This window comes from Shigella sp. FC1544, from assembly GCF_001722145.1.
Taxonomy (GTDB): Bacteria; Pseudomonadota; Gammaproteobacteria; order Enterobacterales; family Enterobacteriaceae; genus Escherichia; species Escherichia coli.
In genome coordinates, this window is record NZ_MECT01000079.1 from 1 (window position 1) to 8,257 (window position 8,257).

The 8,257-nt window shown below is 51.0% G+C and carries 7 protein-coding genes and 2 pseudogenes; 5 read left to right on the forward strand and 4 right to left on the reverse strand.

What is annotated here, in order from left to right; genetic code table 11:
• A pseudogene (locus tag BGK49_RS05880) lies at window positions 1-300 on the forward strand (IS1-like element IS1X2 family transposase); the annotation flags it as partial.
• Here the strand turns inward: BGK49_RS05880 and BGK49_RS05885 are convergent.
• Genes BGK49_RS05885 through BGK49_RS05895 form a run of 3 tightly spaced genes read right to left on the reverse strand, consistent with a single transcriptional unit; the run spans window position 294 to window position 3,467 of the window.
• The gene (locus BGK49_RS05885) at window positions 294-641 is read right to left on the reverse strand and encodes a YdbL family probable chaperone protein (RefSeq protein ID WP_000976700.1); all 348 of its coding nucleotides are present in this window, start codon (window positions 639-641) and stop codon (window positions 294-296) included. The pseudogene BGK49_RS05880 and the gene BGK49_RS05885 overlap by 7 nt on opposite strands.
• Window positions 642-645: 4 nt before the next feature.
• On the reverse strand, window positions 646-831 hold the full coding sequence (locus BGK49_RS05890; RefSeq protein WP_000698139.1) for a YnbE family lipoprotein: 186 nt from the start codon (window positions 829-831) through the stop codon (window positions 646-648).
• Window positions 828-3,467, reverse strand: coding sequence for a YdbH family protein (locus tag BGK49_RS05895; RefSeq protein ID WP_000901014.1), 2,640 nt, complete (start codon window positions 3,465-3,467; stop codon window positions 828-830). Before BGK49_RS05895 ends, BGK49_RS05890 begins: the two co-directional genes overlap by 4 nt.
• A gap of 207 nt (window positions 3,468-3,674) precedes the next feature.
• Between BGK49_RS05895 and ldhA the strand changes: the two genes are divergently transcribed.
• Window positions 3,675-4,664, forward strand: coding sequence for a D-lactate dehydrogenase (gene ldhA / locus BGK49_RS05900; RefSeq protein ID WP_000762229.1), 990 nt, complete (start codon window positions 3,675-3,677; stop codon window positions 4,662-4,664).
• A gap of 110 nt (window positions 4,665-4,774) precedes the next feature.
• Window positions 4,775-5,197, forward strand: a complete 423-nt coding sequence (gene hslJ, locus BGK49_RS05905) for a heat shock protein HslJ (RefSeq protein WP_001298828.1) — start codon at window positions 4,775-4,777, stop codon at window positions 5,195-5,197.
• Here the strand turns inward: hslJ and BGK49_RS05910 are convergent.
• Complete coding sequence (locus BGK49_RS05910; protein ID WP_001295715.1) at window positions 5,194-5,460, reverse strand: putative hemolysin; 267 nt, start codon at window positions 5,458-5,460, stop codon at window positions 5,194-5,196. The two genes, hslJ and BGK49_RS05910, sit on opposite strands and share 4 nt — an antisense overlap.
• A 273-nt stretch (window positions 5,461-5,733) precedes the next feature.
• Here BGK49_RS05910 and nifJ point away from each other — a divergent pair.
• Window positions 5,734-8,055 (forward strand): annotated as a pseudogene (gene nifJ, locus BGK49_RS05915) (pyruvate:ferredoxin (flavodoxin) oxidoreductase); the annotation flags it as partial.
• Window positions 8,056-8,092: 37 nt separating this feature from the next.
• On the forward strand, window positions 8,093-8,257 hold a 165-nt coding region (locus tag BGK49_RS25555), incomplete at its 3' end, for an IS1 family transposase (protein ID WP_047664789.1).

Genomic DNA, 8,257 nt, shown 5'->3' on the forward strand with positions numbered 1-8,257 from the left:
ACGGTTGTGGCGCACGTCTTCGGTGAACGCACTCTGGCCACACTGGAGCGTCTTCTGAGCCTGCTGTCGGCCTTTGAGGTCGTGGTATGGATGACGGATGGCTGGCCGCTGTATGAATCACGCCTGAAGGGAAAGCTGCACGTTATCAGCAAGCGTTACACTCAGCGCATTGAGCGACATAATCTGAATCTGAGACAACATCTGGCAAGGCTGGGACGGAAGTCACTGTCGTTCTCAAAATCGGTGGAGCTGCATGACAAGGTCATCGGGCATTATCTGAACATAAAACACTATCAGTAAGTTGGAGTCTTTACCAATTTTCGTACCCATTTACCGTTTATCCCTTGTACATATTCCCCCGGTTTGGCCCGAGCTACGAGCTTTTGCCCGGCGAGTTTCGCGATATCATCTATAGACACATTATTTTGCTTTGCCAGTTGTTGGTAACTCGCTTTACGTTCGGCATTAATGTCGGTTACTAATTTCTCTGTTTCAGCATCCGTTTTCAGCGCAACCAGATAACCATAAAATGTTTCCCCGACCCGCCCCTGCGTTCTGGCTTCATCCAGAGTCAATGCCATTACATTGCTGCTTACCAGCCCAACAAGAAACGCACAAAGAAGTAATGTTTTCTTCATCATCGCCTCAGTAAAGATCGCTACGAGTTTCAAGCAGCTCTTCGACATCTTTGTCTGCCTTGATGATGATCTCATGCTCAATTTTAACGTTCATATTGATAGTGATCGGATCCTTGGGCGCAGCGACTTCAATACGCGGCGTACAGGCAGCCAGCATAAAAGATGACGTCAACGCAGCCAGTAAAATTTTCATTGTTTTTCCTCACACTCTTTTCCTTGCGGACAGTCATTTCCCGGCAGACGTGCGTTCTGCTCCAACCATGCCTGGAGATTATCGCCAAAGCGTAAACTGCGCCACAGCGTAAAAATATTCTCTTCATGATGGTAATTAAGGTTTACCGTACCGCTTTTACCATCAACGCGACTGGTACCTGTAATGTTGGCCTGCATGGTTAATAAACCGAGATTATCTAAATTAATATTTGTCGATGAACGGCTAATTTCCATATAGCGCAACCAGTTAATTGCTGAACCCGCAGTCATATTGTCTTTCACCACCGCATCTGCGGTGTCTTTATCCAGCCGCAAGGTCATTGGCCCGCTATTTGCCAGCCAACCATCTTTCACTATCCATTTTTCGTTGTTTAGCCATAACGGCAATGCACCACTAAATGCCCCGGACATGGCGAATTGTTTCGGATTGACGGCGCTAACCAGTTCGCTGGATGAGAGATTATTCAGCCGCAACAGCGCCGGGTCATGTTGCGGCATACGTAATTGTTTCATCAGTACGTTACCGCCTAACACATCGACGCTAACATCAGTCAACAGCAAGGGTTCTTCTTCAGTCCACGGATAACGCCCTTGCAAATCAGCCGTAATATTTTTCGCTGTCACCAGATTAATCACTTCGGCAATTCGCAACGTAACGGGGCCGCGAGTCCCCAGATGCCAGGCTCCATCGGCAAAACGGAAAGGCAGGACAAAATCGACACCGTTAACCTGATTATCTGGCATCCAGGCACTACCGCCTTTCAACACGCCGTGCCCTCCCGCGCGGAATCCTTGTTCAGGCGCAGCAGAAAATGCAACCTGAGCATACAGTTCACCATCGCGTAAGTTCATCTTCCAGTCGGGTGGCACCAGCGGCTGGAATACAGTCAGTGATTGTTTTGGCCACCAGGCGTTACCGCGCAGACGAATACCGTCCCAGCGACCATTTACCCGAACCGGGCCAATCTCACCAGCATGTAAATCGCCTTTAAAGAGGAAATACGTCGGATCGCGCCCATCGACGCTAAATTTTAAGGTTGATGGCGGTAACACACTGCCGCCAGTGAACAGCGTTTGCCCGGCGTCCAGTGACAGCGCGCCGCTGAAGGAGGGATGCTGTGCGTCACGTACCCAGACGACGGGCTTGTCCAGAATTAATCGCGGCTTTTCTACCGTCATCGTACCGTATTGTAACTGGTCGAAACCGGTGGAGAGGTCGGTCAGCGTAATCGTGCTGTCATGCCATTCACCTTTTCCTGCGACATCCCAGGTGGCATTCATCGGTGTAAAACTGCCTTTTCCCCAGTAGCGCCACTGCCAGCGGCCCGCGTCAGGGAGAAAATCATTCGCCAGCCCATCCATATGCAGCACGAAATCGCCCAGTTCATTTTCATGCGCCTGCAAAATGGCCTGCAAACGTCCGTCAACACCACGTTGGGTGACTTTTACACCCGCTAAAGGCCAGCGGATTTCATCGATGTCCAGCGAATCGATGACTCTTCCCTTTGAACGAAGTAACGCGCCTGGCTCAAAGGCCAGCGTTGGGTCAGTCAGACTTCCACTTAGCTGCGCAGGTAAGCGGGCATATAAAATGAGGTCCGCCTGTTTCGCTTCACCGGTCAGCTGCAGAGGCAGCTGGCTGTTATCCATGCTTAATTTTCCTGGGCCAAAATTTAGCACCGCGTTGCCTTTACCCGCTTGCCCCTGGGTCAGCACACTCAGTCGTCCGCTGATCAGAGCGTTCTCAAGCCCTGCCTGCCAGTTGTCGACTTTGACACCCAGTCGGCCACTCAAAGGAAAACCTGCATACGGCCAACTCCAGCGACCATCGCTTACGGTCAATTGTTGACGAGTAATTTGCCACGGCAAATCGAGCAACGGATCGCCGTTATCACGTGCCAGCACAATCAATTGCCCGCTATTTTCCTGCCAGTCCAGCTCTGCATCCACCAGTGACGGTTCCTGCGGCAAGTTTAACGTCGCAGTAGCATGCCCACTTACAGGAAGTCCATCCGGCACGAGCGGCATAGTAAATTCCCCCACCAGTTTAACCGGCGGCTGATATTCAAACGCGATGACATCCAGTTCGCTGACTGTAAGTTGTTGCCCTTTCAGCTGGCCTTGAAATTTAACTTTTTCGCCCTGATAACGCAGTTGCTGGATATCAGAGGTTAATGCGAGAGAGAGTTTTCCCTGCCATTCCTGCCAGGGAGAAAAAATCAGTTTATCGATATTGATCCAGGTGTTAGGCAGCATGGACTGCCACTGCGCGAGGGTTTTTGGAGCAGCTGGCGATTGCTCCGTCTGCGGCAATTTCGCCAGACAAGCAGAATCAAGTTCTACCGTGCCGACGTTCAATAACCAGCGGCTGGGATGTGAAAGGCTGGCGTTGGTGATATGCGCAAGCTGACAATCTCCCACCAGATAACGGAGATCGGGAATGATTAAACCTTTACGCGTAATGCGTGGGCTTTCATCTAATGCAATACGTGTCCCGAGCGGTAGCCAGATGCCCGCCATCGTGGGAACCCACAGCCCGAGCGTCATCAGCAGCGTCAACGGCACAAGAATAATCAGTAATAACAGCGCGAGAACGGCTTTATATTTACCCAGCATGGGTAGTTAATATCCTGATTTAGCGAAAAATTAAGCATTCAATACGGGTATTGTGGCATGTTTAACCGTTCAGTTGAAGGTTGCGCCTACACTAAGCATAGTTGTTGATGAATTTTTCAATATCGCCATGGTTTTCAATTATATTTGAAATTTTGTAAAATATTTTTAGTGGCTTAAATGTGATTCAACATCACTGGAGAAAGTCTTATGAAACTCGCCGTTTATAGCACAAAACAGTACGACAAGAAGTACCTGCAACAGGTGAACGAGTCCTTTGGCTTTGAGCTGGAATTTTTTGACTTTCTGCTGACGGAAAAAACCGCTAAAACTGCCAATGGCTGCGAAGCGGTATGTATTTTCGTAAACGATGACGGCAGCCGCCCGGTGCTGGAAGAGCTGAAAAAGCACGGCGTTAAATATATCGCCCTGCGCTGTGCCGGTTTCAATAACGTCGACCTTGATGCGGCAAAAGAACTGGGGCTGAAAGTAGTCCGTGTTCCAGCCTATGATCCAGAGGCCGTTGCTGAACACGCCATCGGTATGATGATGACGCTGAACCGCCGTATTCACCGCGCGTATCAGCGTACCCGTGACGCTAACTTCTCTCTGGAAGGTCTGACCGGCTTTACTATGTATGGCAAAACGGCAGGCGTTATCGGTACCGGTAAAATCGGTGTGGCGATGCTGCGCATTCTGAAAGGTTTTGGTATGCGTCTGCTGGCGTTCGATCCGTATCCAAGTGCAGCGGCGCTGGAACTCGGTGTGGAGTATGTCGATCTGCCAACCCTGTTCTCTGAATCAGACGTTATCTCTCTGCACTGCCCGCTGACACCGGAAAACTACCATCTGTTGAACGAAGCCGCCTTCGATCAGATGAAAAATGGCGTGATGATCGTCAATACCAGTCGCGGTGCATTGATTGATTCTCAGGCAGCAATTGAAGCGCTGAAAAATCAGAAAATTGGTTCGTTGGGTATGGACGTGTATGAGAACGAACGCGATCTGTTCTTTGAAGATAAATCCAACGACGTGATCCAGGATGACGTATTCCGTCGCCTGTCTGCCTGCCACAACGTGCTGTTTACCGGGCACCAGGCATTCCTGACAGCAGAAGCTCTGACCAGTATTTCTCAGACTACGCTGCAAAACTTAAGCAATCTGGAAAAAGGCGAAACCTGCCCGAACGAACTGGTTTAATGTTGCAGCTCCCCTGCAATCCAGGGGAGCTGATTCAGATAATCCCCAATGACCTTTCATTCTCTATTCTTAAAATAGTCCTGAGTCAGAAACTGTAATTGAGAACCACAATGAAGAAAGTAGCCGCGTTTGTTGCGCTAAGCCTGCTGATGGCGGGATGTGTAAGTAATGACAAAATTGCTGTTACGCCAGAACAGCTACAGCATCATCGCTTTGTGCTGGAAAGCGTAAACGGTAAGCCCGTGACCAGCGATAAAAATCCGCCAGAAATCAGCTTTGGTGAAAAAATGATGATTTCCGGCAGCATGTGTAACCGCTTTAGCGGTGAAGGCAAACTGTCTAATGGTGAACTGACAGCCAAAGGGCTGGCAATGACCCGTATGATGTGCGCTAACCCGCAGCTTAATGAACTCGATAACACCATTAGCGAAATGCTGAAAGAAGGTGCACAAGTGGATCTGACCGCGAACCAGTTAACGCTGGCGACCGCGAAACAGACATTAACTTATAAGCTGGCGGATTTAATGAATTAATAGCTGCCACAGCTCCCGGCGGCAAGTGACTGTTCGCTACAGCGTTTGCCGTTGGGTAATGCACACATCCCAATCGCCGTGCCATCCAGTTGACGGGCAACAGAAAGCGAACCGCCGATCATTGCACAATTTGCTTCTCCACTACTGGACATCGACGCTTTTAAACCTGGCGCTACGTGCGCCGCAGTCGCCTGCTGAACAGGTTCACTACTACACGCCGACAACAATAAAGCGGCACACCCTACCCAAAACGCTGCTCGCATCTTTTCTTCCTCTGATCTTCAAGCCAAACGACACCGCCATAAATAATAGGCAGCACAGAGGGCGACATCGAGAGCTGTCCTGCGCGTTGCCCCGCATTTTTACTTTTTTATGGCTATTTTTTTGCCCTCTGTTTGATCAAAACATTCATTACGCTGATGTGGGGGACACAAAAGCGAAAATGCAGAAGAAAGCCATTTGCTAAAATTGAAAGATTACTACTGGGCGCGCAGCAATTTCGTGCGCCCCTCATTTGCGCAATGTAAGGGTGTCATATGATTACTATTGACAGTAATGGCGCGGTTGCTTCGGTGGCGTTTCGCACCAGTGAAGTTATCGCCATCTACCCTATTACCCCCAGTTCCACGATGGCAGAACAGGCTGATGCCTGGGCCGGAAACGGCTTGAAGAACGTTTGGGGAGACACACCACGCGTGGTTGAAATGCAGTCGGAAGCGGGTGCTATCGCTACCGTGCATGGCGCTTTGCAGACGGGTGCCCTTTCAACATCGTTTACGTCATCGCAGGGTTTGCTGCTGATGATCCCGACACTGTACAAACTGGCAGGCGAACTCACACCGTTTGTCCTGCATGTAGCGGCACGTACCGTTGCCACACATGCACTCTCTATTTTTGGCGATCATTCCGACGTCATGGCGGTGCGCCAGACGGGTTGCGCGATGTTGTGTGCGGCAAACGTCCAGGAAGCGCAAGACTTTGCTCTCATTTCGCACATCGCGACGCTGAAAAGCCGCGTGCCATTTATTCATTTCTTTGATGGTTTCCGCACGTCCCACGAAATCAATAAAATAGTCCCGCTGGCCGATGACACGATTCTTGATCTCATGCCGCAGGCCGAAATTGATGCTCATCGCGCCCGGGCGCTCAACCCGGAACATCCGGTGATCCGTGGTACGTCCGCCAATCCTGACACTTATTTCCAGTCTCGCGAAGCCACCAACCCCTGGTACAACGCAGTCTATGACCATGTTGAACAGGCGATGAATGATTTCTCTGCCGCGACAGGTCGTCAGTATCAGCCGTTTGAATATTACGGGCATCCGCAAGCTGAACGGGTGATTATCCTGATGGGCTCAGCCATTGGCACCTGTGAAGAAGTGGTTGATGAATTGCTAACCCGTGGCGAAAAAGTCGGCGTGCTGAAAGTTCGCCTGTACCGCCCCTTCTCAGCCAAACACTTGCTACAAACTCTACCGGGATCCGTACGCAGCGTGGCGGTACTGGACAGAACCAAAGAACCCGGTGCCCAGGCAGAACCGCTCTATCTGGATGTGATGACCGCACTGGCAGAAGCCTTTAATAATGGCAAGCGCGAAACTCTGCCCCGTATCATTGGTGGGCGCTATGGTCTTTCATCCAAAGAATTTGGCCCGGACTGTGTACTGGCGGTATTTGCCGAGCTCAACGCGGCTAAACCGAAAGCGCGCTTTACGGTTGGTATTTACGATGATGTAACCAATCTGTCCCTGCCGTTGCCGGAAAACACCCAGCCAAACTCGGCGAAACTTGAAGCCTTGTTTTATGGCCTTGGTAGTGATGGCAGCGTTTCCGCGACCAAAAACAATATCAAGATTATCGGTAATTCCACGCCGTGGTACGCACAGGGCTATTTTGTTTACGACTCCAAAAAAGCGGGCGGCCTGACGGTTTCTCACCTTCGCGTGAGCGAACAGCCGATTCGTTCCGCTTATCTCATTTCCCAGGCTGATTTTGTTGGCTGCCACCAGTTGCAGTTTATCGATAAATATCAGATGGCTGAGCGTTTAAAACCTGGCGGTATTTTCCTGCTCAACACGCCGTACAGCGCAGATGAAGTGTGGTCGCGCTTGCCGCAAGAAGTTCAGGCCGTGTTAAACCAGAAAAAAGCGCGCTTCTATGTGATTAACGCGGCGAAAATCGCCCGCGAATGTGGCCTGGCGGCCCGTATTAATACCGTCATGCAGATGGCTTTTTTCCATCTGACGCAAATTCTGCCTGGCGATAGCGCCCTCGCAGAATTGCAGGGTGCGATTGCCAAAAGTTACAGTAGCAAAGGCCAGGATCTGGTGGAAGGCAACTGGCAGGCTCTGGCGCTGGCGCGTGAATCCGTAGAAGAAGTTCCGTTGCAACCGGTAAATCCGCACAGCGCCAATCGACCGCCAGTGGTTTCCGATGCCGCCCCTGATTTCGTGAAAACCGTAACCGCAGCGATGCTCGCAGGGCTTGGTGATGCCCTCCCCGTTTCGGCGCTGCCGCCAGACGGCACCTGGCCGATGGGGACCACTCGCTGGGAAAAACGCAATATCGCCGAAGAGATCCCCATCTGGAAAGAGGAACTCTGTACCCAATGTAACCACTGCGTCGCCGCTTGCCCACACTCAGCTATTCGCGCAAAAGTGGTACCACCCGAAGCGATGGAAAACGCCCCTGCCAGCCTGCATTCGCCGGATGTGAAATCGCGTGATATGCGCGGGCAGAAATATGTCTTGCAGGTGGCTCCGGAAGATTGCACCGGTTGTAACCTGTGCGTCGAAGTTTGCCCGGCGAAAGACCGTCAGAATCCAGAGATTAAAGCCATCGGTAATGCTGCCAACTTACTGATTTAGTGTATGATGGTGATTTTAAGGTGCTTGCGTGGCTTCCATTTCCATCAGATGTCCTTCCTGCTCCGCTACTGAAGGCGTGGTGCGTAACGGCAAAAGCACTGCCGGACATCAGCGCTATCTCTGCTCTCATTGCCGTAAAACATGGCAACTACAGTTCACTTACACCGCCTCTCAGCCCGGTACGCACCAGAAA